Origin of the sequence: Cytobacillus solani (assembly GCF_006704205.1) — a bacterium.
Lineage (GTDB): Bacteria > Bacillota > Bacilli > Bacillales > Cytobacillaceae > Cytobacillus > Cytobacillus solani.
The window spans coordinates 4,341,433-4,367,255 of sequence record NZ_CP041305.1 but is presented as its reverse complement, the minus strand read 5'-3'; the positions used below and the strand labels follow the sequence as shown (position 1 = coordinate 4,367,255).

The following is a 25,823-nucleotide window of genomic DNA, read 5'->3' as shown; positions in this document are numbered from 1 at the left end:
AAATGAGTTTACTTGAAAGAATGAAAAATGAAATCCTCATTGCTGATGGAGCAATGGGTACCCTTCTCTATTCTTATGGGACAGATTGCTGCTTTGAAGAATTAAATATATCCCAAGCGGAACAAATCCAGCAAATTCATAAAGCATATATCCATGCGGGTGCAAACCTCATTCAAACAAATTCCTATGCTGCCAACTATATTAAGCTGCAAAGATATGGCCTTGAGGATAATGTAAAGGAAATCAATACTGCCGCAGTCCGAAATGCCCGAAAAGCTGCTGGAAAAGACAGCTATGTAGTTGGGACGATTGGCGGAATCCGAGGAATGAAGCCAAATATGGTTTTTCTTGAGGAGATAAAAAGAAGTTTTCGGGAGCAGCTCTATTGTCTCCTTCTTGAAGGGGTAGATGGTATATTACTTGAAACGTATTATGACATTGAAGAACTGGAAAATGTACTCCAAATTGTTCGGAAAGAAACTGAATTACCTATTATTGCCCAGGTTTCCCTTCATGAAGTCGGTGTTCTTCAGGATCAAACACCGATTTCAAAAGCTATCGAACGTCTCGAGAATCTTGGTGCAGATGTTGTTGGGTTAAATTGCCGTCTTGGCCCCCATCATATGCTAGTAACATTAGAGGATATTCCCCTTCCTAGCCGAGCCTATTTATCGGCTTATCCAAATGCAAGTATCCCAGCTTATACGGATGGGAAATTTCATTATGAAGGAGACCCAAATTATTTCAGACAATCTGCAAAAGCTTTTCGAAATCAAGGTGTTCGATTAATTGGCGGATGCTGCGGTACAACGCCTGATCATATTCAAGCCTTTGCATCTGAACTCAAGGGCCTCCCTCCAATTTCAGAAAAATTAATTAAGAAACGTGAGCAGATACGTATTTCTGATGGAAATATACCTGTAAGAGAATATACTCCTTTAGAGGAAATCGTAAAAATGAGATCATCTGTTATTGTCGAACTTGATCCCCCTAAGCACCTTAATACAGCAAAATTTTTCGAGGGTGTGAAGGCTTTTAAGGAAATTGGAATTGATGCCATAACTCTTGCTGATAATTCACTAGCAACGCCAAGAATTTGTAATTCAGCACTAGGATATCGGGTTAAAAAGGAAATGGGCATGCGTCCATTGGTACACATTACATGCAGAGACAGGAATATTATTGGTCTTCAATCTCATTTGATGGGACTTCACACATTAGGACTATATGATGTATTGGCGTTAACCGGTGATCCGGCAAGAGTCGGTGATTTTCCTGGGGCTTCTTCCGTATACGATTTATCATCATTTGAGTTAATTCAGATGATTAAACAATTTAATGAAGGGATTTCTGTCTCAGGAAAACATTTACAGGAACAATCGGTTTTTTCTGTTGGTGCTGCCTTTAATCCGAATGTTCGATCCATCGAAAAAGCCGTGCAAAGACTGGAAAAGAAAATTACTTATGGGGCAGATTATTTCGTTAGCCAGCCAGTTTTTTCGTTGGAAAAATTATTGGAAATCCATGGAGCGGTCAAACACTTAAAAAAGCCCATATACATTGGGATTATGCCATTAACAGGGAGTAAAAATACAGAGTTTCTTCATAATGAGGTACCAGGAATAAAAATATCAGAAGAAATACGCAGCCGTATGGCCAATCTAAAGGATGACCCAGTCCATGCAGCTCGTGAAGGAGTAGCAATTGCGAAATCTTTAATCGATGCAGCATGTGAACTTTTTAATGGAATTTACTTGATAACACCGTTTATGCGTTTTGATCTTACTGCTGAATTAGCATTATATGCACATGAAGTGAGCGCTAAGATTACGAGGAGGAACAAAAATGCAAAAATCAGTATTAACTGAACAACTAGAGAAAAAAATTCTCATTATGGATGGTGCAATGGGTACCATGCTTCAAAATGCTAATTTGTCTGCAGATGATTTTGGCGGTGAGGAATATGAAGGCTGCAATGAGTATTTAACAATTACCCTCCCTTCTCTTATTGAACGGATTCACCTTGAGTACTTACATGCTGGTGCTGACATCATTGAAACAAATACCTTTGGCGCAACAAGTGTTGTTTTAGAAGAATATGGGCTAGCTCACAAGTCTTATGAGCTTAATAAGAAATCTGCTCAGATTGCTAAAAAGGCAGCTGATCAACTATCAACAGATGAATTTCCGAGATTTGTTGCTGGTTCTCTGGGACCAACAACAAAAACATTAAGTGTTACAGGTGGTACGACATTTGAAACACTAATTCAATCTTATGAGGAGCAAGCACTAGGGTTAATTGATGGAAATGTTGACCTTCTTCTACTTGAAACGAGTCAGGATATGCTGAATGTAAAAGCAGGATTCATTGGCATTCAAAACGCTTTCAAAAAAACGGGTAAACAATTGCCGCTTATTATATCTGGAACGATTGAACCGATGGGGACCACACTTGCTGGACAATCGATTGAAGCTTTTTACATCTCACTAGAACATATGAAGCCATTGGCTGTTGGATTAAACTGTGCAACAGGCCCTGAATTCATGCAGGATCATATACGATCCTTATCAAGTCTTGCATCTACAGCAATTAGCTGTTATCCGAATGCAGGACTGCCTGATGAGGAAGGGCAATACCATGAAACCCCTGAGACGTTAGCACAAAAGCTAGGAGGCTTTGCTTCGGAAGGCTGGCTGAATATTGTCGGGGGCTGCTGTGGAACTACCCCTGAACACATTAAAGCAATTGCCGAAGAAATGAAAAAGTATTCACCGCGAGTGTTTGAAAAAAATACAATTCATAAAGTTTCCGGAATCGAACCATTTATTTATGATGATCCTACCCTTCGTCCAATTATGGTTGGCGAACGTACGAATGTCATTGGTTCACGAATGTTTAAGCGGCTGATAAGAGAGGGAAAGTTTGAGGAGGCATCTGAAATAGCACGCGCACAAATAAAAGGTGGTGCCCATGTAATCGATGTTTGTCTTGCAGATCCTGATCGAGAAGAGCTTGAAGATGTAGAAAACTTTATGAAAGAACTTGTCAAAAAAGTGAAAGCTCCCCTAGTCATTGATTCTACAGATGAAAATGTGATAGAAAAGGCTCTGACGTACTCTCAGGGCAAAGCGATTATTAACTCGATTAATCTTGAAGATGGAGAAGAAAAATTCGCAGTGACCGCTTCCCTTATTCATACGTATGGTGCTGCTGTGGTCGTGGGTACGATTGATGAAAAAGGAATGGGTGTTACTGCTGATAAGAAGCTTGAAATTGCGAAGCGTTCATACAAATTACTTGTAAATAAATACGGTATTCAACCGGAGGATATTATTTTTGATCCGCTTGTCTTTCCTGTTGGAACAGGTGACGCACAATATATTGGATCAGCAAAAGCCACGGTAGAAGGCATTCGGTTAATTAAAGAAGAAATGCCCGAAGTTCAAACGATCCTAGGTATTAGTAATGTGTCATTTGGCCTCCCTCCTGTCGGTCGTGAGGTATTGAATTCTGTCTTTCTCTATCACTGCACACAAGCTGGCTTAGATTATGCAATTGTCAATACGGAAAAGTTAGAGAGATTCGCTTCTATTCCTAAAGAAGAAGTGCTGCTTGCAGAAAAGCTGCTTTTTGAAACAACGGATCAAGCGCTAGCAGAGTTTACAGACTTTTATCGTGATAAAAAAAAGGAAAAGAAAAGTATTTTACCTGATATGACACTGGAGGAACGTCTTGCCTATTATGTTGTTGAGGGAACGAAAGAAGGCCTGACAGCTGATCTCGAAGAGGCACTTAAAGTCTATCCTGCTCCCCTTGAAATCATAAATGGCCCATTAATGGCTGGAATGAAGGAAGTTGGCCGATTGTTTAATGATAATCAACTAATTGTAGCCGAGGTACTTCAAAGTGCAGAAGTGATGAAAACTTCTGTGTCATTTCTTGAGCCTTATTTGGAAAAGGATGACACAACAGCTGGAAAAGGAAAAATTGTACTTGCAACTGTTAAGGGTGATGTACATGATATTGGTAAGAATTTAGTCGATATTATTTTAAGCAATAATGGATATGAAGTGATTGATCTTGGAATTAAAGTGGCACCAGCGCAGCTAGTAGAGACGATAAAAAAGGTAAAGCCCAATATGGTCGGATTATCTGGTTTGCTTGTGAAATCAGCACAACAAATGGTCATTACCGCCCATGATTTAAAACAAGCTGGAATTGACATCCCAATTTTAGTTGGCGGTGCAGCCTTATCACGAAAATTCACCGATACAAAAATCGCTAAAGAGTATGATGGCCTCGTTCTTTATGCAAAGGATGCGATGAACGGCCTTTCACTTGCCAACCAGCTTCAGGAGCCTGCAGAAGTAGAAAAACTGAAGCTTCTGCAGGTCGAAAAACAAACGGCTGCTTTGAATGCTGTACCTTTTGAAAGAATCGGATCGCATACCGCAACCGCCATAAAAATGAGACCAAAATTAGATATAAATGTTCCTGTTTTTGTTCCAATGGATCTAAAACGAAGATTATTGAAGTCCTATTCCCTTTCACATATTGAACCCTATATTAATAAGCAAATGCTAATCGGACATCATCTTGGCTTAAAAGGCAAGTTCGAAAAATTGCTTGATGAAGGTGATGAGAAGGCGATTAAAATGAATGATATGGTGAATGACTTGCTTCAGGAATCAAAGGCAAATGATTGGATCAAGCCTGCCGCAGTTTATCAATTTTTCCCTGCACAGTCAGATGGCGATAAGGTGATTATATATAATGAAGAGCAAACAGCTATTATTGAAACATTTGAATTTCCAAGGCAGGAAGTTGAACCATATCTTTGTCTAGCAGATTATTTGAAGTCTACAGATAGCGGACAAATGGATTATGTCGCCTTCTTTACCGTTACTGCTGGAAGAGGGATTCGTCAAGTGGCAGACCATTTAAAAGAACAAGGCAGATTTCTAGAATGCCATGCCCTGCAGTCGCTTGCCCTTGAAACAGCTGAAGGTTTTGCTGAACTCATACATCGTCAAATAAGAGACCGTTGGGGATTCCCTGATCCAGTTGAAATGACAATGAAGGATCGTTTCTCAGCTAAATATCATGGGCAGCGTTATTCTTTCGGTTATCCTGCATGTCCGGACTTAGAAGATCAGAAAAAGCTCTTCCGTTTAATCTGTCCGGAGGATATCGGAGTTCATTTAACAGATGGATGTATGATGGAGCCAGAAGCATCCGTTTCGGCTATCGTCTTTGCTCATCCTGAGGCAAGATACTTTAATGTGTTGAAAGTATAAATTAACCCAATAGCAACCGCTTGTATTGTGCGGATGCTATTGGGTTTTTTAATTGCTCGTTTTTTGTGTATTTACACGTATAACCCGATCATTTTTTGGATCAAATTCAATCTGAATGAGTAGCCCGAACTCTTTTCCCTGATCATCCACCCAAAGCTTAAACTTTTCTATCGAAGAATTTGGCTTGTCCTCTCTACCAATATGCAAATAGTCTACAATATTCGCACGAGGATATTTTTCTTTGGCTGTCTTAACAGCGAGTTGTCCCCATTTTGCATAGGAAGGTGGCGATGCAAAAGAAGGATAGGCAGAAAATAATAAACCTCCTATAATCAATAGACAAGCAAATACATTCTTCTTCATGTACTTTGTCCCTTTGTATTATTAGCTTCAGCACGCATTCGTTCTTCCTCTTCTTCCACACATATATAGGCAATTTGTTCGGACATTAAATGATGCATAATATCTTTATCATCTAAACATTCAATATCTTTTTCCATTGAAATCATACCTCCAATCAGACTTGTTTATAGGTTTTGTTAATGGAAGTATGCTTATTCAAAACGAGTATGAGTTCGTGAATAATTTTGTTGAATTTCCGCACTCTATTATCAGGAGGTGTAATAGATAATGGAAGATAATATCCCTGAAATGACATTATTAATAGAAAGCATGAATGGTGCATTTACGACGGAATCAGCTGTAACAAACTCTGGAACGGATTACGAAATGTCGGATGAAGAAAACAGCAAGCATGATGAGCAAATAAAATTTGTTTTTGAAGATTAATTTTACAATGTATAAATTAGAAACTAATTGGGTCATTGCGTGTGCTGGTTATACCCCAAATCACAATGGTTTATGACAGAATTTGAAGGGCTAATAAAAATATGTGTAGTAAAGTAGAATTTGGACGAAGATCGCTAATAAAAAGGAAGCTCTGTCTTTATCTATGCAGTCTTCAGACAGATTAATTGCAATCAGAAAAAATCGAGTCCTAACCAGTTTCTCATGCACATTAGATATGATGGACGTGTTTATAACGAGAATAACATTGTTTTAGCCAAATTTTATTAAACCACGCACATTCCCTGGAGATGATGATTATACAATTCAGAGCAGCCAGAGTTTTTTTACAATAGATAACTAGATTATTATGCTGGAAATCGAGCATTTTTGATAACCTATTCCCTGCCTTCACCACTTCTTTTTGACCCGCTTCTGCGCTTCCGCATTTTTTACCATCTTTTTTCTTCTTTTCCCCTTACCCTATTTATATTTCTATTTTATTATCCTTTAGGAAGAGTAATGAATAATGTACAATTAGAAAATCTTCTCTAATGAACGTTTAACCAAACGTGATTTAAATCACAAAAATTTATACTATTAATCATTATAATTAGGATAACTGATAGAATATCGATAGTAGGTGAGTAAAAATGGATTATAAATTTAAAAATCTTTTTGATGAAATTGGAGGAGCAGAGACAATTGATAAATTAGTCAATGCTTTTTATCCGCGAGTGTATGCAGATAAAGATTTGCGTCCACTGTTTGAGGATGACGTGGAAGAAATAAAAAGAAAGCAGCGGATGTTTCTTTCTCAATTTACTGGTGGACCAGCCCTTTACAGTGAAGAATTTGGCCCCCCAGCGATGCAAAGAAGGCATCTTCCTTTTGAAATTACACCAACACGTGCAAAGTGCTGGCTTCGCTGTATGAAAGAAGCCTTTCATGAAATAGGGCTTGATGAACATCCTTCAGGTCCTGTTTTCTACGATCGACTGACTCAGGTTGCTGGTATTATGGTGAATAGCCCTGATCCTGAATAAAAACAATCCTAACCGAAGTTAATTTCGGTTAGGATTGTTTTTTCTCCATTTTTCAATCAAGTTTTGTGAATGCGCCAACAGGATAATAATTGTTAGCCCAATGAATCCCCACATTGATTCTACAGAATCATGCAGAAAAAAAACGGCAACAGGCAGGACAAGAAAGGAACCAAGACCGGAAAAAGTAAAGCTTTTTGTAAATGGATACGTGATTAAAAATGCTATAATGATGACAATCGCTAATAAAGGTTCGAAGGCGAGTGCCCCACCAATAAAAGTGGATATTCCCTTTCCTCCTCTAAACCGGAAAAGAATAGGTTTAATGTGGCCGATTAATGCAAAGGAAAGCCCTATTATCTGTTCCAAGGCTGATAATTCAATCATTCTGCCTATGACAACAACCAGAGCTCCTTTAATGGCATCCCCAAGAAAAGTAAGAACAAAAGCTTTTTTGCCATATAAACGACCCGCGTTTCTTGCTCCAGGATTACCTGAACCTTCCCCAAGAATTTTCCCCTTATGAAGAATTTTTATAAGAAAATGTGCGGTTAAAATGTTCCCAATGAAATAAGAGCTAACACAATAAAGAAATAGATTCATAGATTACTCCAGTCTTTTAAAAATAAAAATTGTTTACGTTTAATTATGAAGCAATTTTTATAATTCTTCAATAAAATTAGCACCCATAATTTGGGTGCTAATTTTCACATTATTTTTTAAAGTTTAACTCCCCTTTTAATTTATATGAACCTAAATCATAAGAACTAATTTTATTCGGCGATAATGCATACAACGTGTTACCGATATATAGGACGCGCTGAATGCTGTCCTCCCACTCTTCATAGATGGAATTTGGGTCGTGGTGGGTCATTTTTGCTTTCAATGAAAATCCTTTTTTAAGATCAATGTTGTAAACGTAAGCACCTTGGAATGTAAAAATTGAATCCCTTTCCATTTCATCCGTCGATTTTCCATTTTCATAAACGGTTATCGGAAAAGCAAATAGGTTTTTCTTTTTATCAAACAGGAGAGCTTTATGGTCATAGTTTAATTGGGAATACGTTCCTCTGCCACCGATTATTTCAGTAAATTTCTCCTTTGGATTCGATAAATTTGTTATGTCAAATAGTGAAAGTTTTACCCCATCTGTGAAAATAAGCGGCTCCCCTCCTGAGCCCTTGCCAGGGATTACCTTTGTATCATGACCAAATCCGATTAAATGATTTTCATCATATGGGTGGAGATAGTTGCTAAAACCAGGAATTTTTAATTCTCCTAATACTTTCGGCTGTTTAGGATTTGATCCGTCAATGACAAAGAGCGGATCGGTTTCCTTGAATGTAACAATGAAGATTCTATCGTTCATAAAACGAGCCGAGTATATTCGTTCCCCTCTTGCTAAATCCTCTAACTGTCCAACTTGCTTTAAATTCTCATCTAAGATATAGAGGTTATTGGCAGATGGCTTTGAATCATCCCATACTTGCCCTTTTGTAGTAGCGATGCGGAAATAACCTTTATATTCGTCCATCGAAAATTGATTTAATATCGTTCCTGAAATTTCGCTTGAGCTGTGGAAATCAACCTTCATTCCATCTACAGTAAATTTATAAACCGTTGTATCAGGGTTGTATGAATAATCTCCTTCAATTGCCATGGGCATATTATTCGTAACGGCAAGATAAAGATTGTTTTTTGCCATATATATCTGATCTCCACTGCCTAAATACGTGGTGAGAGCAATTTTGGAAGTAGGTTTATCTAAATCAATCACAGCAATGTTTGTAAAATTGGTTTCTTTAGATTCTGGAAAGTACTGAATCTTATCGTAATTAACTGCTTGCATTTGTGTATGAGTAGCTGAATCTGAATATCTTGGCCGAATATCGATTTCTAGATTCTCACGAAGCAGCCAATAATCTGGGTATTTATTGGCAATTAAATAAACATTACCATCCATTAACCTTGATGTGACAAGTGTTCCTTCAATTTCAATCTGTCTTATTTCTACAGGGTTCTTTTTATCCTTCACATCATAAATTATTGCTTTTGTTGTTTCATGAACTGGTGCTATTTTCATGTCTGCTTGTTTTTTCTCGCTCGACTGTCCTTCGTAACTCGTGCCCATAACGATTAATTGATCGTTTTGTAAATACATTTGAATAGGATAAAATGATTGTTTAAAAGTAATCTCTTTTTCTATTAACATTTTATCAGCAGGGATTGCTTTAATAATTTGCAGTGTATTATCTTTCAGTTGAAAAATATGCTTTCCATCTGTTTTGACAATATCTCCCTCATCAATTCCATCCACTTGCACATTTGTTTCTGAATGACCTTGTGACTTTTCAGAATCCCCTGCTGCTGAATCCATTGAAGATTCCTCTTTAACTGAGTAATCCTTATTTCCCCACATTTCAGTCACTCGTTTTAAGATATGTTCATTTAACTTGCTTTTCGATTCAGCAATTGGCAAAGATTCTTTTACAGTAAAGCTCTGACTAATACCGGTTACTATTTTTCTGCCCATTATGGAATGAATCTCTTTTGATAGTTGTAATGTATAAGAGGTAAAATCGTAACCGTTCTCTGGCGGTTCAATAAGAATTGTTTTATCATCGTCACTCAATGATACAACTGTCTTTTGCTTCTCTCCCTTTTGATTCAAAACAAAAACGGTGTGGTTATTAATGCTTGATGGATCAAGTTTTTCGGAAAAATGGATTTTCCACAGTTTGTTTTTCATTACGATCAAATTTTCCTTTTCGTCTAAGCCACCCACTACTTTTAATTGAGTTACAAAGAAGCCAGTAAGGATAAACATCATGATCACGAGAGCGCCGCCTACTAGTACCCACTTTTTCTTCATATTTTTCACTCCTTTATAGCTATTGACGCACTTCGATTGAAAACTGTTACATATTTGTAATAAAAATGAAAAATAAAAATCCACTCAATATGAGTGGATTTACCATCTATGTATGGAATTTTTATTTTACCAGTTCTCTGTATTTTCAAGCAATGAATCGATTTCGATGTGTCTGATCATATAGTGAAAGTCGTCATCAGCTATTTCTTTAGTTGCATCCAAAAGCTTATCAATATCCATATTCTTCTTTTTCATAATCAGACCTCCTTTTCATGTAGACCTGTTTGTTTTAATACAGTATTCGCTGACCCCTACCATTTTATGAGGGTCAATATCCTACTACCCGATTTTTCCATTTTGTAAACTACGATTTTCACTTTTTTTGTAATATTGTCAACGATTCACGGACAGTATTGGAGGAGAATATACTAAAAAAAAGTAACACCATTAATGAATGATTACGTATGTTTATTGAATATTAGTAGGTGTTAGAATATGAAACCAAAAGTAAATTCAAATGAAATAGCGAAGGTAATGCAATCTGCATTAACAAAAGGTCAAAGTGAAAATCAAATGACAGTTAAGGAATTACTAAGGGATATTAGAAAACAACTGGAGCCACACTATAAAAAATAATGTAAATCATAAAAGCTTGAAGACTTGTTTTCAAAAAAACTTTGTCTTCAAGCATTTTTTATATGTATCTAAATCTTATGATCTAGAAATAATAAAATAAAATTTTAAAAAAAGTTTGACAATTTTGTGAACAAAATGAATAATTTAAATATAAGGAGGATGAGTTAAATGAATCTAAATGCGAACATACTCAAGATTGTAAATTATGTTGGTGTCACATTATCAACAATCGGCCTTATCATTTTTACATTTGGTTTCTTTGGAAACGGGAATAATATATTAACACCGATTGGGATTGGAACAATTATGGGTGCGGTTTTTATCTTTGTGATGGGGATATTCTTTGTAGCAACGGAAGAGATGCTGAACAAAACAAAAAAAGGAGCATCCATTTAGATGCTCCTTTTTTGCAATATGTTACATATCCCAGTTGAAGAGGAATAGTGTACCGAATATTGTAATTAACGCAATGAAAATCATAAAGTAGACATTGCCATATATGGACCATTTATCCTTTGTTTCACCTGCATGCATGAATACTACAAGTTGCAGCAATGCTTGAATAAATGCTGTCACAACAAGAACTGTTAATCCTATTGCGAATGACATGTCTAAGAAATAAACGGCAAGGGCTACAGCAGTTAGAATTAATGAAAATACAAAGCCCATTACTTGTTTGGCCGGGAATAATTCTTTCATATTACATCATTCCTTTCAAGTAGATGAAGCTGAAGATGAAGATCCAAACTACATCTAAGAAATGCCAGTAAAGGGAGAAAATAAATGATTTATTCGCAGTTTCAGGAGTCAACCCGCGTTTCTTTACTTGCAGAATGATGGCTAAGCCCCAGAATAAACCGAATGTTACGTGTGCTCCATGTGTTCCTAATGTTGTTAATAGGCTGGCAGTAAACGCGCTCGTTTGCAATCCTGCTCCTATGTGTACATAATGTACAAACTCAAATATTTCAAACCCTAAGAATCCTAAACCTAATAGCAAAGTGATGGAGAAGAAGCTAATCATTGCTTTTATCTTGCCTAAACGCATGGCATGAATTCCAAGACCAATCACGAAGCTACTTGTTAAAAGCAAAATTGTTTCAATTAATACTGGTGTTATTTCAAAAATTTCTGCGCCGGTAGGACCATTACCTGTTCGGTGCTCTAATGTAAAATAAGTTGTAAAAAGTGTTGCGAAAAGCATAATTTCGGCACCAAGGAAAATCCAGAAACCGAATATATTTAGATTATTTTGCCCAGTACTATATTCAAGAGGTTGCGAGTGATCTAGTTTCATAATTTAGCCCCCCCTGTTTTCTCTTCCGTTTCTTTAATTTCTTCAATAGAAATATAACGTCCGTGATCTTTTTCGAATGAGCGCAATACCAAACATGCGAAGATTCCGATTGTTGAAAGGATGACAAGCGGCCAGATAGCAAATACAAATGAAAAGCCCCATACAAAGAAGATTGAACATAAGATAAATGGCATGCCACTGTTATTTGGCATATGAATTTTGTCTAACTTAGCTGGGAAAAGTACATGTCCCTTTTTCTTAGAATCCCAGAATGGCTGAATAGAATTCACTTGTGGTGTAATTGCAAAATTATATTCAGGAACTGGTGTATTTGTTGCCCATTCTAATGTACGAGCATCCCATGGGTCTGAACCGATATTTCTTGGTGAATAACGAATGCTATAATAAACATTGTAGACGATTAAAGCGAAAGCTATTGCCATAATCCCTGCACCAACAAATGAAATCATATTCAATGCACCGAAGCCAGTTGCTTCAGAGTAAGTGTACATACGACGCGCTTGCCCATCTAGACCAGTAATATACATTGGGAAGAATGCAAGAACAAAGCCGATTGAGAGGAGCCAGAACGTCCATTTCCCGATTCGTTCATTTAACATAAAGCCAAACATTTTTGGCCAATAATACGTAAGACCTGCAAGCATCGCAAATACAACACCAGGAATAATTGTATTATGGAAGTGAGCAACTAAGAACATTGTATTATGATATTGGTAATCAGCTGCTGACATCGCAAGCATGACCCCTGTCACTCCGCCAATTGTGAAAAGTGGGATAAATCCTATTGAATAAAGCATAGGAACGGTAAACCGAATCTTCCCTTTCCACATGGTGAATAACCAGTTGAAAATCTTAACCCCAGTTGGTACAGCAATCGCCATCGTTGTGATCGAGAAGAAGCTATTCGATGCTGCCCCTTGACCCATTGTAAAGAAATGGTGAGCCCATACTAAACATGAAAGTACTGAAATGATAACCATAGAAGCGACCATTGATTTATAGCCATATAAATTTTTGCTTGAGAAAGTAGAAATTATCTCGCTGTATATTCCGAAAGCTGGCAAAATCAAGATATATACCTCAGGATGTCCCCAAACCCAGAATAGGTTCGCCCAAAGCATATCCATACCGCCGTTCGAACTTGTAAAGAAGTTGGTTGCAAAAAGTCGGTCCATTGTTCCCATAGCAAGAGCCACTGTTAAAACTGGGAACACTGTAACAATGATAAGGTTTGCAACTAAAGTAGACCATGTGAACATTGGCATTTTCATCATAGTCATACCAGGGGCTCTCATTTTCATAATCGTTGTGATCATATTAATACCTGTCATTAAAGAACCAAGTCCAGATATTTGGATCGCGATCATATAATAATTCGTTCCAACGGATTCGCTAAATTCATTTCCTGCAAGCGGGAAATATGATGTCCACCCCGCATCAGGTGAACCTCCAATGACAAATGAGATGTTAAATAGCATTGCTCCCATGAAAAATAGCCAGAAACTAATTGCATTTAAACGTGGGAACGCAACATCACGCGCGCCAATTTGTAATGGCACAATGTAGTTCATAAATGCAAATATGAAAGGCATCGCCATAAAAATGATCATAACGACCCCATGTGTAGTAAAAATTTCATTATAGTGTTGTGCATCAAGTAATTTACTATCTGGTGTAGCAAGCTGAGCACGCATCATGATGGCATCTACCCCACCACGAAAAAGCATCAGCAATGCGGATATTAAATACATTAAACCAATTCGTTTATGGTCAACCGTTGTCAACCATTCACGCCATAAATAGCCCCATTTTTTAAAATAGGTTAATCCAGCAATAATTGCGATCACTGTTAGCCCAATAACAACCATTGATGCATAAATTGCAGGACTTGGATGTGGTATGGCAAAGCGTTCAAAGAATTCCATCCGTATGTTTCTCCTTTCGAGAAAAGTTATTTTACTATTCTGTTATTCTTAATGATTGCTATGATCTGAATGATTTTCTTCTGATTCGTGAGAATCAGAATGTCCTTCATGTGTTTCTTCTGTTGATTCACTGTCTGATGAACCATGGTCATGCTCAGGTGGTGGTGCGAATTCTAAATGAGTTCCAGTGAAAGTCATTTGACCAAGGTGTCCAGGCTTTAATAATTCATTGTATTTTTCTTCAGAAAGTGGATCAGCCGTTTCTTTTACTTCCTTTACCCAATCATCGAAATCTTTTTGAGACATGGCAGTGACATTGAATGCATTTTCAGCAAACCCTTTTCCGCTGAAGTTAGCATTACGACCCATAAATTCGCCAGGTTCGTCTGCAGCTAAGTGCAATGTTGTAATCATGTCAGCCATTGCATATTTTTGACCGCCTAGTTGTGGAACCCAGAAACTTGTAATCGGTCCATTTGAATATAATTTAAATTCAAGTGCACGGTCTGTTGGTATATATAAATAATTGACTGTTTCAATGTTTTCTTCAGGATAACTAAAATGCCATTTCCAGTTGGACGATGAAGCATAGACAACCAATGGTTCTTGTTCTTCATAGCCTTTCGGAGCAGACTCAACGATATAGTTACTTTGTACGGAAACGAATGATAAATAAGCAACAATTATCACAGGAATTCCTACACAAATTGCTTCGACCCATGGATTCCCTTCCATGTGAGGTGGTTCATAGTCTTCACTTTGTTTTGAAGCGCGGAATTTCACCAACACATATATTAAAATAGCAAAAACAACAATAACAACTACCGACATAATTCCTATCGATAATAGTATGTCATTGGCTTGCCTTTCAGCTTGAGGCCCTTTAGGATCAAAGACCGTTAATGGTTCACATCCTGTTAACACAGTGACAATAGTGAAAAATACCGCTAATACAGCCCATTTCAATTTCATAACAGGGGCTCCTTTCTTATTAGAAATCAAAAAAACCAATTATTGTGTACATATTTTCACAATCTTCAACAAAAGAACACCTAAACATGTTCTTGCTGGTTCATTTACAATATTAACATGTTGTTAACGAAAAGAATGTGACAAATAACCGAAGGAATATTTTTACTTTATTGGATCAACTAATATATCGAAATAACAATGAATACATATAAACATTGCATTTAAACTACTTTCTTAGAGGAAAAAATAACTTTTGAAGCTGATTCAGATTTCAAAAGTTGTTCACATATTTGTAAAATTATTAAAAAGTTCTCGTAATTCTCTGTTAAATCTTTCGAATCAGTTTTTCTGAAATAATGATTATTTTTCCATATTCAATATATTTTTCCAGTAGCAACTCTCTTTTCTTCACATAATTATCCACTAAATATGATGATTCAAAAATAGTATTACATTTCATTTTCAATAAATAAAAATCCTCTCTAAAAAGTTTAGAGAGGATTTTTTATCTTTCACGAAGCTTTGTTATGTGTTATAGCCAATGAGTCATTTTTTCTAATAATTATTTGCGGTGCAGTGGCAATGACAAGTACGACAACAATTGAACATAGTACCCATGATCCAAGTGCTGTTGCTCCATTTACTGCAAAAGAGAATAGAAACGGTGACATGCCTTCTGGTGCATAGCTGCCAAAAAATAAAATACCAGCACAGAAATGCCAGAAATAGCGAGCAAGACTTCCGATAAATATAGCTGCTACAATCCAAGTAAGCGCAGTTTTCTTTTTTCCATATCTCAGATCTTTTTGAATGAAATTGTAAAATAGTCCAGCAAAACCGATGAATGCAAAAGCCAAGACATATTCAATAAATGTTTGTACAGGTGTTACTATCCAAGCATCTCCCATGACAATTTGGAGAATGCCCCACATAAAGCCAGAAATCATACTTACACGAAACCCCCATCGAAAGGCCAAGATGAAGATGGGCAGCATGGCAACTGAAATTGATATATTGGGCGTTGGCTTGATTGATGGCAATAAATCCAAAATAATGGCAAATGCTGCAAAAAATGAAGCCTCAATCAATGCGATTAAACTTAATTTTTTCATAAAAATACTCCCCTTTTCAAATGGTACGACACCTCAAGGGGAGAATAAGCATACAAAACAAAAAAACACCTATTCAATCCACATTCCTGCGCTAGAATTATCTAACAGGTTCGAAGGGTCAGAACAGCGAACTGTTCACTCTCAGCTTTACGCTCCCCTTGTGGTTACGTTTATTTAATATCCTATGTAATTATATCTTGCTTTCCAATATTTGTGAAGGGGAAATAGTACTTTTAAGGATATCTTTGCTATATAAGTTATTTAACAATATTTTCTAGTTTTTACATAAATCATCTACTATTCACACATATGTTTCGTACTTATAATGAAAAGGTACAATGAGGAGGGAAAAAGTTGAAATTAAATTTTAGAAAAGCTTCAACAATTGTTCCGATTATTGTAGGCTTATTAGTTATAGCAACAGCCATTTTCTTTGTTGTTCAGAATGGGAATAAATCCGTAACAGTCCCCTATTCTTCTGTCGAAGAATTGATTGCATCGCAAAATGGGGAAATGGTTACAATAAATGAACATATAAATGGAAAACTTACGATTATTACTGGTGATGGTAAATTTATTTCACATGTCCCGCCAAATAGTCAATTGATTGGTAAATTAGTAGAAAATTATCATGTTGAATATACATTTTCATCTAGTAGTCCATATACACCATGGATTTTGGGCGGGCTCGCTGTCTTAATTACTGCCATAGGCATTTATTTATATAAGTCTGGCAGAGGCGGCCTTGGTGCAACAAATACAATGAAGCAAAGTGTATCGAGGGCAAAGCCGCTTCCACCTATTTCTCTTGCTGATGTTGGAGGAATTCAAGGTGAAATGAAAGATGAGATCATGCAAACTCTTTCTATTTTGAAAGAACCGGAACGTGCAATTCAAATGGGTTTAAAGCAACCGAAAGGGATACTATTATATGGTCCTCCTGGAACAGGGAAAACATTGCTGGCACAAGCGATTGCTAAAGAGCTAGGTGCAACCTTCTTTTCAACGAGCGGCTCAGCATTTAATGAAATGTTTGTAGGTGTTGGTGCATCCCGCGTGCGAACATTGTTCCAAAATGCAAGGAAGCAAAAGCCTGCAGTCGTTTTTATCGATGAAGTCGATGCCCTTGCTGGTAAAAGAAAGCAGCATGGCGGTGAAGAAAGTGAGAAGACGTTAACTGAACTTCTAGTACAGCTAGATGGCGGACACTCTAATGATGGCATTCTTTTCATTGCGGCGACAAATCGGAAAGATATGCTTGATGATGCCTTTCTTCGACCTGGCCGGATTGACTTTTCGTTTCATGTGCCTCTTCCTGATACGAAAGGAAGAAAAGAAATTATCGAGATTCATACGAAAAATAGAAAATTAGCTACAAATGTAATGAACTCTCTTGAAGAACTTGCTGAAAGCACTTCTGGTTTTTCCGGTGCCGATCTTCAATCACTATTTGAAACAGCCAGTCGCAGAGCTGTACAAAATGGACAAGCTTGCATTTCAAAGGAAGATATTGATTTCGCTTTAGACAGAACCGTGCTTGGAAGCTCAACACGTGCGCTTCAGGACACAGAAACGAAAAGACGTGTTGCAATCCATGAATCAGGACACGCACTTGTTGCAGCAATTACAAAGCCCGGGTCTGTTCGTAAAGCGACCATTATTCCCCGTGGACAAGCACTTGGTTATGTTGCGCCGGTTCCGAAAGAAATGCATCTCTCGACAACAAGCGACATGCTTGATCAAGTAGCAATGATTTTAGCTGGCGGTGTTGCCGAAAGAATGATTCTTGGCGAGCACAGCATAGGTGTTGGCGGCGATGTTCAACAGGCAAAACAGATGATTGAACAAATGGTTGACACAGGCTTACTTGATGATGGTTTTACTTTAACCTTTAACAAGTCAGATAAAGAAATAAAAATGCAAGAACTTTTCCAAAAAGCATTAGAGAGATCAGAAAAGCTAATAAATACGAACAGAGTCCAATTTGACAACTTAGTAGAAGCCCTCTTAAAGCAAGAGACTTTAGATGGGACAGAAGTCCAAGAACTTGTGGATATTTACCCATCGATAAATGAAAAGCAACTCGTTCTTTCTTAAGATTTACCGGCTCATCATGAGCCGGTTATTTTTTTGTCGAGTTTTGTAAAATATGAAAGAATTATTTTTCCTGTTCATTCAACATTTATCTACATATTATAAAGGATTCCCCTCCCTGCTTGTTTAATTAGATATGGAACGATTAGCATGGAGGAATGGTGCTCTTGAAGGATTTTGTAGCAGATTTATTTTTTCACTTCTTTATTATGATGATGATCCCCTTAGTAAATATCATACTTAGCCGACACAAAAAAGGACTGAAAACATATATTGTTTTTCTTATCACGATTATATTTTCACTTCTATTGACTATGTCCTTTCCTGTAAGAGTTGCAGATGGCATGGCATTTGATTTGAAATTTATTCCTATTTTTATATCTTTTTTCTATATGGGTCCACTATCTGGTGGTATTACAATTGGTGCTTTATTAGGAGTAAACGTATTTGGAGAGTTTAAGGAATTATTGGTATTATTAATAAATTATTTAATCATCATACCCTTATTTGGCTTTGTTTATAAAAACTATCAAAGAGGAAATCCTTGGAAGAAACTTTGTATTGGTGTCACTTTCTATATTTTAATTACTGGTACACGCATAATTGCTTTTATACAATCAGGACATTCAGAAGATTTCCTATTTCTATGCTCATTTTCCATTGTTTCATTACTGACACTTGCGATCATTATCTATTTAATCGAAATGAATAAGCTTCAGCTAGCCATGCTGGAACAATTACAAAACGCAGATAAATTGAATGCAGTGAGTCAGCTCGCTGCTTCAGTTGCACATGAAATTCGCAATCCAATGACAACGATCCGAGGCTTTTTGCAAATCATGAAGGACGAAAATAACTTAACATCCAAACAAGGAATGTTTATATCTGTTTCACTTGAAGAATTGGATCGGACACAGAAAATAATTGGAGATTTTCTATCGCTTGCACGCCCTTCAAGCCATTTTTGCGAGTCGATTCCTCTTACACAAACATTATTGGATGTTGCAGAATTTATGCATCCATTTGCTGTAATGTCTAATGTTATTCTTATTACAAATATTGAAGGAAATTTAGTTATTAACGGAAATACAAATGAATGTAAGCAGTTATTAATCAATTTAATCAAGAATGGGATTGAGGCCATGCCCTCTGGCGGAAATTTAGAATTGCATGCCTATCAAGAAGATGGACATGCGAAAATAAATATTAAAGATGAAGGAATTGGTATTTCCTCCCATCAGATTAAGCAGCTAGGACAGCCATATTATTCAACCAAAACAAAAGGAACTGGTCTTGGTTTAATGATTAGTTTTGATATCATTAAACGTATGAATGGCGATTACAAAATTGTTAGTAAAGAAAGTGCGGGGACAACCTTTCATATGAAATTCCCATTGTAACCGCCTCTCTCCTCAAGAACCGACAACATCTTTTACATACGACAAATTCAGACTTGCAGAATGACGATTTTAATAAGGAAATGTCTGAATCTGCGCTTTCCCAAGAAATATTGATTGAATATTTCGTAATTTATAATTACTCCCAGGCTCCACATGTCCTGGGAGCTTATTAAGAAAATATTTTTTCATTTATAGTAAATTGCCGAATGGTCTCCATATTTGGATCAAAGCCAATACCAGGATGCGCTGGTACATTGATATATCCATTTTCTACTACTACCTCTGGATAAATGATATCCTGTTCCCAATAATGTGAAGAACCAGCTGTATCACCTGGCAAAATAAAATTAGATAATGTAGTTAAAGCAATATTATGTGCTCTTCCAATGCCTGCTTCAAGCATGCCGCCACACCATACAGGAATCTTGTTTTCTTTGCATAGATCATGAATTCTTCTTGCCTCTGATAGTCCCCCTACCCTGCCAATTTTAATATTAATTATTTGACAGGCTTTCAATTCAATGGCTAGACGCGCATCCTCATATGAATGTATGCTTTCATCCAAACAAATCGGTGTTGTAATTTCCTTTTGAAGCTTTGCATGATCAATAATGTCATTTGCAGCTAATGGCTGTTCAATCATCATTAAACCATATTCATCCATTGATTTAAACAGATCGATATCATTTAACGTGTACGCTGAGTTTGCATCAGCCATTAATGGGACTTTTGGGTAATGCTTTCTGATTTCTCGAATGACCTCAAGATCCCAGCCTGGTTTAATTTTCACCTTCATTCGCTTGTATCCCTTAGCAGTATACCCATCAATTAATTGTAAGAGGTCATCAATAGTATTTTGAATACCAATGCTTATTCCAACTTCGATTCTCTTCTTATTTCCTCCAAGTGCTTTGGTCAGGCTTAACCCCTTTTCTTTCGCATATAAATCCCATACAGCCCCTTCAATTGTTGATTTAGCCATATTGTTTTTTCTTATTGATGAGAGAATATTTGAAACTTGATTTGGATGGTCAAGCTCTTCGTTTATTACCGCCGGGATCATAAAATCTTCGAGCATATGCCAATTCGTCTTTACCGTTTCTTCTGTATACCAGGGTGTGTCAAAGGCTACGGACTCTCCCCAACCGATATGCTCATTTTCTGATTTTGCTTCAAGAAGAAGAAATTCTTTATCTTGCATTGTCCCAAAACTTGTCGAAAACGGAGATTTCATTTTCATTTTTAAATGTCGCAATGTGATTTCACGAATCTTCATATGTTCCACCTCAATTACTAAAAATTTCTTATCATCTTTAATAATAGTGGAAAACTCCCTTCCTTTCACTAAATGTGTGTGAACTCGAATCTTTTTTTCACTAAAACATATACTAGTATCACGGCCGTCCACCTCTTCTACTTTCGCAGCGACTGCGGGACTAACCAGATCAGAATGTGGGCGGCTTTTTTGTTATTTTCTATACTGAAAAGAAATAACCTGGTCAAAGTACAACCAGTTTGTTTTTACATTTTAAATGCCCTCATCAAGCAACTCATATCCAGGGATAAGCTTGGAAAGCGGAACAAGTTCTGCTTTGTTTTTATAAACAGGAATATACGCTTCTAAGACACTCGCCATAATTGGACCAGAAACACCAACATGTCCAATTGCAATGATTTGCTCACTTTTATTCAACTTTCCGGCTAATAGGTTCGCTTGTTTTGTCACATGGCGAGTGGTATATACGTCATCAAAAAACAAATTATTTTCTAAATAGGGGATGTTTAGTTGGTTGGCAATCTTCCCCACTACACTATTTGCAGTTGTTTTGCTATCGAGATAAAAAAATCCATATTCTTTGCAAACCTCCAGGACAATTCTCATGACTCGCTCATTTTCTGTCGCTTTCGATCCCATATGATGATTCATGCCGATTGCATGTGGGACATCCTTAATCGCAGCAACAACTCGTTTCCGTATCTCTTCATCACTTAAGTCTGTTGTGATTGCACCTGGACCAAGCCAGCTCTTCTTTCCTTTCTTTGGCTCCATTGGCAAATGGACGATCACATCATGTCCATTTCGTTTTGCGAGTTCTGCATCTGCTTTCGTGCTCGGCATAAAGGGCATGATTGCTGCAGTTAAAGTAATAGGAAGCTCTAATATTTCTTCTGTTCCTTTCATATTGTTTCCAAGGTCATCTATTACAATAGCTAGTTCTCTTTTCATTTGAGAAGCTTCTGTAAATAAGGGCTGGTTTAAAGAAAAGAGAAGAACAAGCAGGCAAAGTAATCGTTTCATTTCACCACTCCTTTTTCCATTAATTTCTCCATAATTCAATAAGAATATGATAAGAACAGGTACAAAAAAAACTGACCAGCTATTAGCCGGTCAGTTCACAATTATTTTGTATGCATTTTAAATTCAAGAAAAAGATCATTGTAATGAGCGAGCATTCTTTTTCCTAGGTTTTCATATACCTCAAGCTTTGAAGTCATTTCTTCATCCGGATAAAAACGCTCATCATTTACTACTTCTTCATCCATATATTTTAGTGCTTCTTTATTAGGTGTAGAGTAGCCGACATAATCTGTATTTTGTGCAGCTACTTCTGGATCGAGCATAAAATTGATAAATTGATGTGCAGCTTCGACATTTTTCGCCGTTTTTGGAATAACCATATTATCAAACCATAAATTCGATCCTTCTTTCGGAATCACATACTCCACATTTTCATTTTCCCACATAATTTCTTGGGCGGTCCCAGACCAGACAAGTCCTATCGCTGCTTCTTCATTTTGCAATAATAAACGATTTTCGTCCCCAACAATTGCCTTTATATTAGGTGTTAATGCATCTATCTTTTCCTTTGCTTCCTGAAGGTGATCTTTGTTTTTATCATTCAATGAATAGCCTAGGCTATTTAATGACATACCTAATACTTCACGCGCACTATCAACTAGCAAAATTTGATTCTTAAACGCAGGATCCCAAAGGTCATTCCAGCTAGTTAATTCTCGATCGCCAAGTATTTTCGTGTTGTACAATATGCCTACCGTTCCCCAAAAATACGGAATCGAATATTTGTTCCCGTGATCGAATGGCAAATCTAAGAAACGGGAATCCAGATATTGAAAATTCGGGAGCTTTGAATGATCGATCGGAAGAAGCAGATCTTCCTGAATCATTTTATCGATGATGTACTCGGAAGGAACGGCAATATCATAGGCGGTCCCTCCTTGTTCGATTTTCGTCAGCATCGCTTCATTGGAATCAAATGTCTCGTAAATGACCTTTATTCCTGTCTCATCTTCAAATTGTTTAATCAGTTCCTCATCGATATAATCGCCCCAGTTAAAAATGGTTAACGTATTTCCGCTCGTATAGCCCTGTGAGGAATTTAGCCTGAAAACAATAAATATTAAAACAAACGAAACGATTAACACGGCTAATAATGCACGAATTAGCTGTTTCATTATCTAACCCCCATTCTACCCGGTTTGTTATTACGTTTAGTGATGAAGTAATAACCGACAACTAGGAGCATGGTAAAAATAAATAAAAGTGTTGAAAGAGCATTAATATTTAAGGAAACCCCTCTTCTGGCAAGTGAATAAATTTCCACTGATAAGGTGGTAAAGCCATTGCCCGTTACAAAAAAGGTAACAGCAAAATCATCTAATGAATACGTTAATGCCATAAAGAATCCCGCAAAAATCCCTGGTGTAATATATGGGAGCACGACTTTTGTCAAGACATCCCAACGGCTAGCACCTAAATCAAGAGCGGCATAAATCATTGATGTATTCATCTCTTCAATTTTCGGAAGAACCATAATGACAACAATTGGCACACTAAAAGCAATATGAGCAAGTAATACAGAGATAAACCCAAGCTTAATACCAACCATCGTAAACAAAATTAAAAAGGATGCACCGATAATAACATCCGGGCTAACAATCAGAACATTATTCAGCGAAAGCAATGTGTTTTTCACTCTTCTTCTTCTTGCATAGTAGATAGCTAGGGCACCTGCAACCCCAAGAATCGTAGAAATTGCAGCTGAAAGCAGAGCAATAATGGCTGTATTTAGTACGATGATCAACAGTCTTGAATCGCCAAATAACTCCTTGTACCAATCAAGTGTAAATCCTTCAAAATGGTACATCGTTCCCCCGCTATTAAAGGAATAAAACATTAAATATAATATCGGGGCATACAGAATGAAAAACATAATGATTAAATAAACTGTAGATAGTTTAGATAATTTCTTCATAAGATCCCCCGCTTTCTTTTCCCAGTGAGAATCATAATTAATACCATGGCAATGATTAAAAAGACGGCGATCGTTGCGCCCATTCCCCAGTCTTGCGTAACTAAGAAATGCTGTTCAATAGCTGTACCAAGTGTAATCACTCGATTACCAGCTATTAATCTTGTAAGCATGAACAGCGACAAGGCTGGTATGAAAACAATTTGACACCCTGATTTAACACCATCAATGGTCAGCGGGAATATTACACGCTTAAATGTAATCCATTTAGATGCACCAAGATCATTGGATGCATCAACAAGTGACGGATTCAATTCATCCAATGCGTTAAAAATAGGCAGGATCATAAATGGCAAGAATATATATACAGAAACAAAGATAAAGCTAAAATCAGTGAAAAGGATTTGCTTTGTTCCGATCCCAATTACTTCAAGGAAGCTATTAGCTGCTCCATATGTTCCGAATATACCAATGAATGCGTAAGCTTTTAGCAATAAATTGATCCAAGAAGGAAGGATAATTAATAAAAGTAAAAGCTGTTTATGCTTTGTTTTTGTAAGCAAGTAAGAAATTGGATATGCAACAAGTAATGTAAACATAGTAATTAAAAAGGCATACCAAAAAGAGCTAAACGTCATTTTTAAATAAACTGGTGTAAAAAACTTCTTGTAATTATCAAACGTTAATTGTCCATCTATATCGAAAAATGAGTAATATAGAACCAGGAGAATCGGCATAACGACAAAAAGGGCGATCCAAATAACATATGGAATGAGGTAAAAATTCCGTGATTTACTTTTCATAGCTTCCCTCTTCATATGCTTCTAGTCGTTTGTCGAATTCCTCTTCCGTCTCCCCATGTCTCATAACATGAATAGCCTCAGGATCAAACGTTAGCCCTATTTCCTCACCAACAATTGCCTTCTTTGTTGAATGGACAAGCCACTCATTACCGTCCTGGTCATTACAGCTAATCTCATAGTGAACCCCACGGAATAATTGAGAATCAACATGTACACGAAGCCTCCCATTTTCTGGCATCGTAATTTCTAAATCCTCAGGTCGAATGACAATTTCGACTGCCTCATTTGGATCAAAACCACCATCAACACATTCAAACGTTTTTCCAGCAAATTGTACAGAAAAATCTTTTAACATAACGCCCGGAACAATATTTGATTCTCCGATAAAGTCTGCAACAAATCGGTTAATAGGTTCATCATAAATATCAGTTGGCGTTCCGCTTTGTTCGATATTGCCGTTATTAAGAACAAAGATTTCATCAGACATCGCAAGTGCCTCTTCTTGGTCATGGGTAACGAAAATGAATGTGATCCCTAGTCTGCGCTGCAGTTCACGTAATTCATATTGCATTTCAGTACGGAGCTTTAAGTCAAGTGCAGAAAGAGGTTCATCCAATAATATAACCTCTGGTTCATTGACAATCGCTCGTGCGATGGCAACACGCTGGCGCTGCCCGCCCGACATTTCTTTTATTTCTCTTTTTTCATATCCTTCAAGATTGACAAACCTTAATGCTTCTTTCACTTTTCGATCAATCTCATTACTTTTTAACTTCTTTATTCTTAAGCCAAATGCCACATTTTCATAAACATTTAAATGCGGAAACAAAGCATAGTCCTGAAAAACTGTATTCACTTGACGTTTGTTTGCAGGCACGTCGTTAACAATTTTTCCATTAATAAAGATTTTTCCTTTAGACGGCTCAATGAATCCAGCAATTAATCTCAGAATCGTTGTTTTCCCACATCCAGATGGTCCTAGAAGCGTATAGAATTTCCCTCTTTCGATTTCAAAGCTTACGTCATTTAAAACTGGGGGATCATTATCATATTGTTTCGTTACTTGTTCAAAACGAATTATTGTATGATCTGTCATTTTTATCTCCTTCAATCATTTAGTGTATGTTTGAATTCATCGAAAAAAATCGAAACATAGAAAAGCGCAAGCGGTTTGATCACCCCAGACAAGCATAAGTCGAGCCTTTCTGAAAGGATTATCTTGTGACCTCGAGTTCGACATAACTCGACGTCCTGTACGTCGGGGGTTGCCGCAGGAGCTAGACATTTACAAAC

The 25,823-nt window shown here is 37.0% G+C and carries 25 protein-coding genes and 1 riboswitch; of the genes, 8 read left to right on the top strand and 17 right to left on the bottom strand.

Annotated features, from left to right (window positions below; all coding sequences use genetic code 11):
* The first annotated feature begins 2 nt into the window (after nt 1-2).
* Both FI644_RS21930 and metH read left to right on the top strand, forming a co-directional pair.
* Nucleotides 3-1,868: a bifunctional homocysteine S-methyltransferase/methylenetetrahydrofolate reductase gene (locus FI644_RS21930; protein ID WP_053476139.1), complete on the top strand. Its 1,866-nt coding sequence runs from the start codon at nt 3-5 to the stop codon at nt 1,866-1,868.
* Nucleotides 1,846-5,298 (top strand): methionine synthase, encoded by a 3,453-nt coding sequence (gene metH, locus FI644_RS21925; protein ID WP_142108820.1) that lies wholly within the window; start codon nt 1,846-1,848, stop codon nt 5,296-5,298. The genes FI644_RS21930 and metH overlap by 23 nt, the downstream gene beginning before the upstream one ends.
* A gap of 48 nt (nt 5,299-5,346) precedes the next feature.
* Here the strand turns inward: metH and FI644_RS21920 are convergent, their stop codons facing one another.
* Together FI644_RS21920 and FI644_RS26505 are read right to left on the bottom strand one after the other, a co-directional pair.
* Nucleotides 5,347-5,661, bottom strand: a complete 315-nt coding sequence (locus FI644_RS21920; RefSeq protein WP_053476141.1) for a DUF3889 domain-containing protein — start codon at nt 5,659-5,661, stop codon at nt 5,347-5,349.
* Nucleotides 5,658-5,798: a hypothetical protein gene (locus tag FI644_RS26505; RefSeq protein ID WP_172797640.1), complete on the bottom strand. Its 141-nt coding sequence runs from the start codon at nt 5,796-5,798 to the stop codon at nt 5,658-5,660. The genes FI644_RS21920 and FI644_RS26505 overlap by 4 nt, the downstream gene beginning before the upstream one ends.
* A gap of 130 nt (nt 5,799-5,928) precedes the next feature.
* On the opposite strand from FI644_RS26505, the gene FI644_RS26500 reads away from it, so the two are divergent.
* A complete protein-coding gene (locus FI644_RS26500) occupies nt 5,929-6,087 on the top strand; it encodes a hypothetical protein (RefSeq protein WP_156341146.1) in 159 nt (52 codons plus the stop codon).
* A gap of 229 nt (nt 6,088-6,316) precedes the next feature.
* Here the strand turns inward: FI644_RS26500 and FI644_RS21915 are convergent, their stop codons facing one another.
* Nucleotides 6,317-6,499, bottom strand: a complete 183-nt coding sequence (locus tag FI644_RS21915) for a hypothetical protein (RefSeq protein ID WP_439952624.1) — start codon at nt 6,497-6,499, stop codon at nt 6,317-6,319.
* A gap of 238 nt (nt 6,500-6,737) precedes the next feature.
* On the opposite strand from FI644_RS21915, the gene FI644_RS21910 reads away from it, so the two are divergent.
* Nucleotides 6,738-7,130 (top strand): globin domain-containing protein, encoded by a 393-nt coding sequence (locus tag FI644_RS21910; protein ID WP_053476142.1) that lies wholly within the window; start codon nt 6,738-6,740, stop codon nt 7,128-7,130.
* Nucleotides 7,131-7,148: 18 nt separating this feature from the next.
* Here FI644_RS21910 and FI644_RS21905 read toward each other — a convergent pair whose 3' ends face one another.
* The 3 genes from FI644_RS21905 to FI644_RS27190 form a co-directional block, all read right to left on the bottom strand.
* The gene (locus FI644_RS21905) at nt 7,149-7,730 is read right to left on the bottom strand and encodes a glycerol-3-phosphate acyltransferase (protein ID WP_053476143.1); all 582 of its coding nucleotides are present in this window, start codon (nt 7,728-7,730) and stop codon (nt 7,149-7,151) included.
* A 109-nt stretch (nt 7,731-7,839) separates the two neighbouring features.
* A complete protein-coding gene (locus FI644_RS21900) occupies nt 7,840-9,999 on the bottom strand; it encodes a beta-propeller domain-containing protein (RefSeq protein ID WP_142108819.1) in 2,160 nt (719 codons plus the stop codon).
* Between the two features lie 126 nt (nt 10,000-10,125).
* Entirely contained in the window at nt 10,126-10,254 is a 129-nt protein-coding gene (locus FI644_RS27190) for a hypothetical protein (protein WP_256376270.1), read from the bottom strand.
* Nucleotides 10,255-10,494: 240 nt separating this feature from the next.
* Between FI644_RS27190 and FI644_RS26495 the strand changes: the two genes are divergently transcribed.
* Both FI644_RS26495 and FI644_RS21895 read left to right on the top strand, forming a co-directional pair.
* Nucleotides 10,495-10,635 carry a YwzD family small protein gene (locus FI644_RS26495; protein WP_172797641.1) on the top strand — a complete coding sequence of 47 codons (141 nt, stop codon included), beginning with the start codon at nt 10,495-10,497 and terminating at the stop codon, nt 10,633-10,635.
* Between the two features lie 168 nt (nt 10,636-10,803).
* Complete coding sequence (locus tag FI644_RS21895; protein ID WP_053476145.1) at nt 10,804-11,031, top strand: hypothetical protein; 228 nt, start codon at nt 10,804-10,806, stop codon at nt 11,029-11,031.
* 21 nt (nt 11,032-11,052) lie between these two features.
* Here FI644_RS21895 and qoxD read toward each other — a convergent pair whose 3' ends face one another.
* The 5 genes from qoxD to thiT all read right to left on the bottom strand — a co-directional run bounded on the left by qoxD (nt 11,053) and on the right by thiT (nt 15,962).
* Nucleotides 11,053-11,334 carry a cytochrome aa3 quinol oxidase subunit IV gene (qoxD, locus tag FI644_RS21890; protein ID WP_056684746.1) on the bottom strand — a complete coding sequence of 94 codons (282 nt, stop codon included), beginning with the start codon at nt 11,332-11,334 and terminating at the stop codon, nt 11,053-11,055.
* A 1-nt stretch (nt 11,335) separates the two neighbouring features.
* Nucleotides 11,336-11,932 (bottom strand): cytochrome aa3 quinol oxidase subunit III, encoded by a 597-nt coding sequence (gene qoxC, locus FI644_RS21885; protein WP_053476147.1) that lies wholly within the window; start codon nt 11,930-11,932, stop codon nt 11,336-11,338.
* Complete coding sequence (qoxB, locus tag FI644_RS21880; protein ID WP_053476148.1) at nt 11,929-13,878, bottom strand: cytochrome aa3 quinol oxidase subunit I; 1,950 nt, start codon at nt 13,876-13,878, stop codon at nt 11,929-11,931. The genes qoxC and qoxB overlap by 4 nt, the downstream gene beginning before the upstream one ends.
* 48 nt (nt 13,879-13,926) lie before the next feature.
* Nucleotides 13,927-14,850, bottom strand: coding sequence for a cytochrome aa3 quinol oxidase subunit II (gene qoxA / locus FI644_RS21875; protein ID WP_053476149.1), 924 nt, complete (start codon nt 14,848-14,850; stop codon nt 13,927-13,929).
* 512 nt (nt 14,851-15,362) lie between these two features.
* Nucleotides 15,363-15,962 carry an energy-coupled thiamine transporter ThiT gene (gene thiT / locus FI644_RS21870; RefSeq protein WP_056684748.1) on the bottom strand — a complete coding sequence of 200 codons (600 nt, stop codon included), beginning with the start codon at nt 15,960-15,962 and terminating at the stop codon, nt 15,363-15,365.
* 66 nt (nt 15,963-16,028) lie between these two features.
* Nucleotides 16,029-16,131, bottom strand: a riboswitch (TPP riboswitch).
* A gap of 185 nt (nt 16,132-16,316) precedes the next feature.
* Between thiT and FI644_RS21865 the strand changes: the two genes are divergently transcribed.
* Together FI644_RS21865 and FI644_RS21860 are read left to right on the top strand one after the other, a co-directional pair.
* Entirely contained in the window at nt 16,317-18,059 is a 1,743-nt protein-coding gene (locus FI644_RS21865) for an AAA family ATPase (protein WP_056684751.1), read from the top strand.
* A gap of 164 nt (nt 18,060-18,223) precedes the next feature.
* Nucleotides 18,224-19,456, top strand: coding sequence for an ATP-binding protein (locus FI644_RS21860; protein ID WP_053476152.1), 1,233 nt, complete (start codon nt 18,224-18,226; stop codon nt 19,454-19,456).
* 169 nt (nt 19,457-19,625) lie between these two features.
* On the opposite strand, the gene menC is transcribed toward FI644_RS21860, so the two are convergent.
* The 6 genes from menC to FI644_RS21830 form a co-directional block, all read right to left on the bottom strand.
* The gene (gene menC / locus FI644_RS21855) at nt 19,626-20,732 is read right to left on the bottom strand and encodes an o-succinylbenzoate synthase (protein ID WP_056684754.1); all 1,107 of its coding nucleotides are present in this window, start codon (nt 20,730-20,732) and stop codon (nt 19,626-19,628) included.
* A 252-nt stretch (nt 20,733-20,984) separates the two neighbouring features.
* The gene (locus tag FI644_RS21850; protein WP_053476154.1) at nt 20,985-21,755 is read right to left on the bottom strand and encodes a divergent polysaccharide deacetylase family protein; all 771 of its coding nucleotides are present in this window, start codon (nt 21,753-21,755) and stop codon (nt 20,985-20,987) included.
* A gap of 101 nt (nt 21,756-21,856) precedes the next feature.
* Nucleotides 21,857-22,930 carry an ABC transporter substrate-binding protein gene (locus FI644_RS21845; protein ID WP_053476155.1) on the bottom strand — a complete coding sequence of 358 codons (1,074 nt, stop codon included), beginning with the start codon at nt 22,928-22,930 and terminating at the stop codon, nt 21,857-21,859.
* Nucleotides 22,930-23,730, bottom strand: a complete 801-nt coding sequence (locus FI644_RS21840) for an ABC transporter permease (protein WP_053476156.1) — start codon at nt 23,728-23,730, stop codon at nt 22,930-22,932. Before FI644_RS21840 ends, FI644_RS21845 begins: the two co-directional genes overlap by 1 nt.
* Nucleotides 23,727-24,530: an ABC transporter permease gene (locus FI644_RS21835; RefSeq protein WP_056684758.1), complete on the bottom strand. Its 804-nt coding sequence runs from the start codon at nt 24,528-24,530 to the stop codon at nt 23,727-23,729. The genes FI644_RS21840 and FI644_RS21835 overlap by 4 nt, the downstream gene beginning before the upstream one ends.
* Nucleotides 24,520-25,626 carry an ABC transporter ATP-binding protein gene (locus FI644_RS21830; protein WP_053476158.1) on the bottom strand — a complete coding sequence of 369 codons (1,107 nt, stop codon included), beginning with the start codon at nt 25,624-25,626 and terminating at the stop codon, nt 24,520-24,522. Before FI644_RS21830 ends, FI644_RS21835 begins: the two co-directional genes overlap by 11 nt.
* Between the last annotated feature and the right edge of the window lie 197 nt (nt 25,627-25,823).

Bases quoted from the DNA above. Each gene is read 5' to 3' on its own strand.
- FI644_RS21930 (WP_053476139.1), top strand. From the start codon at position 3: ATGAGTTTACTTGAAAGAATGAAAAATGAAATCCTCATTGCTGATGGA.
- metH (WP_142108820.1), top strand. From the start codon at position 1,846: ATGCAAAAATCAGTATTAACTGAACAACTAGAGAAAAAAATTCTCATT.
- FI644_RS21920 (WP_053476141.1), bottom strand. From the start codon at position 5,661: ATGAAGAAGAATGTATTTGCTTGTCTATTGATTATAGGAGGTTTATTA.
- FI644_RS26505 (WP_172797640.1), bottom strand. From the start codon at position 5,798: ATGGAAAAAGATATTGAATGTTTAGATGATAAAGATATTATGCATCAT.
- FI644_RS26500 (WP_156341146.1), top strand. From the start codon at position 5,929: ATGGAAGATAATATCCCTGAAATGACATTATTAATAGAAAGCATGAAT.
- FI644_RS21910 (WP_053476142.1), top strand. From the start codon at position 6,738: ATGGATTATAAATTTAAAAATCTTTTTGATGAAATTGGAGGAGCAGAG.
- FI644_RS21905 (WP_053476143.1), bottom strand. From the start codon at position 7,730: ATGAATCTATTTCTTTATTGTGTTAGCTCTTATTTCATTGGGAACATT.
- FI644_RS21900 (WP_142108819.1), bottom strand. From the start codon at position 9,999: ATGAAGAAAAAGTGGGTACTAGTAGGCGGCGCTCTCGTGATCATGATG.
- FI644_RS27190 (WP_256376270.1), bottom strand. From the start codon at position 10,254: ATGAAAAAGAAGAATATGGATATTGATAAGCTTTTGGATGCAACTAAA.
- FI644_RS26495 (WP_172797641.1), top strand. From the start codon at position 10,495: ATGAAACCAAAAGTAAATTCAAATGAAATAGCGAAGGTAATGCAATCT.
- FI644_RS21895 (WP_053476145.1), top strand. From the start codon at position 10,804: ATGAATCTAAATGCGAACATACTCAAGATTGTAAATTATGTTGGTGTC.
- qoxD (WP_056684746.1), bottom strand. From the start codon at position 11,334: ATGAAAGAATTATTCCCGGCCAAACAAGTAATGGGCTTTGTATTTTCA.
- qoxC (WP_053476147.1), bottom strand. From the start codon at position 11,932: ATGAAACTAGATCACTCGCAACCTCTTGAATATAGTACTGGGCAAAAT.
- qoxB (WP_053476148.1), bottom strand. From the start codon at position 13,878: ATGGAATTCTTTGAACGCTTTGCCATACCACATCCAAGTCCTGCAATT.
- qoxA (WP_053476149.1), bottom strand. From the start codon at position 14,850: ATGAAATTGAAATGGGCTGTATTAGCGGTATTTTTCACTATTGTCACT.
- thiT (WP_056684748.1), bottom strand. From the start codon at position 15,962: ATGAAAAAATTAAGTTTAATCGCATTGATTGAGGCTTCATTTTTTGCA.
- menC (WP_056684754.1), bottom strand. From the start codon at position 20,732: ATGAAGATTCGTGAAATCACATTGCGACATTTAAAAATGAAAATGAAA.
- FI644_RS21850 (WP_053476154.1), bottom strand. From the start codon at position 21,755: ATGAAACGATTACTTTGCCTGCTTGTTCTTCTCTTTTCTTTAAACCAG.
- FI644_RS21845 (WP_053476155.1), bottom strand. From the start codon at position 22,930: ATGAAACAGCTAATTCGTGCATTATTAGCCGTGTTAATCGTTTCGTTT.
- FI644_RS21840 (WP_053476156.1), bottom strand. From the start codon at position 23,730: ATGAAGAAATTATCTAAACTATCTACAGTTTATTTAATCATTATGTTT.
- FI644_RS21835 (WP_056684758.1), bottom strand. From the start codon at position 24,530: ATGAAAAGTAAATCACGGAATTTTTACCTCATTCCATATGTTATTTGG.
- FI644_RS21830 (WP_053476158.1), bottom strand. From the start codon at position 25,626: ATGACAGATCATACAATAATTCGTTTTGAACAAGTAACGAAACAATAT.